At 53.2% G+C, this 504-nt stretch carries 1 rRNA gene; it reads right to left on the reverse strand.

The annotated features are described in order from the left end of the window. Window positions 1-452, reverse strand: a 16S ribosomal RNA gene (locus NNO08_RS22900); the annotation flags it as partial. Between the last annotated feature and the right edge of the window lie 52 nt (window positions 453-504).

Genomic DNA, 504 nt, shown 5'->3' on the forward strand with positions numbered 1-504 from the left:
CCTTCCTCCTCGCTGAAAGTACTTTACAACCCGAAGGCCTTCTTCATACACGCGGCATGGCTGCATCAGGCTTGCGCCCATTGTGCAATATTCCCCACTGCTGCCTCCCGTAGGAGTCTGGACCGTGTCTCAGTTCCAGTGTGGCTGGTCATCCTCTCAGACCAGCTAGGGATCGTCGCCTAGGTGAGCCGTTACCCCACCTACTAGCTAATCCCATCTGGGCACATCCGATGGCAAGAGGCCCGAAGGTCCCCCTCTTTGGTCTTGCGACGTTATGCGGTATTAGCTACCGTTTCCAGTAGTTATCCCCCTCCATCGGGCAGTTTCCCAGACATTACTCACCCGTCCGCCACTCGTCACCCGAGAGCAAGCTCTCTGTGCTACCGTTCGACTTGCATGTGTTAGGCCTGCCGCCAGCGTTCAATCTGAGCCATGATCAAACTCTTCAATTTAAGTTTGATGCTCGTGAATTAAACTTCGTAATGAATTACGTATGTTCACTCA

The sequence above is a fragment of the Citrobacter sp. Igbk 17 genome (genome assembly GCF_028069775.1).
Classification (GTDB): domain Bacteria; phylum Pseudomonadota; class Gammaproteobacteria; order Enterobacterales; family Enterobacteriaceae; genus Citrobacter.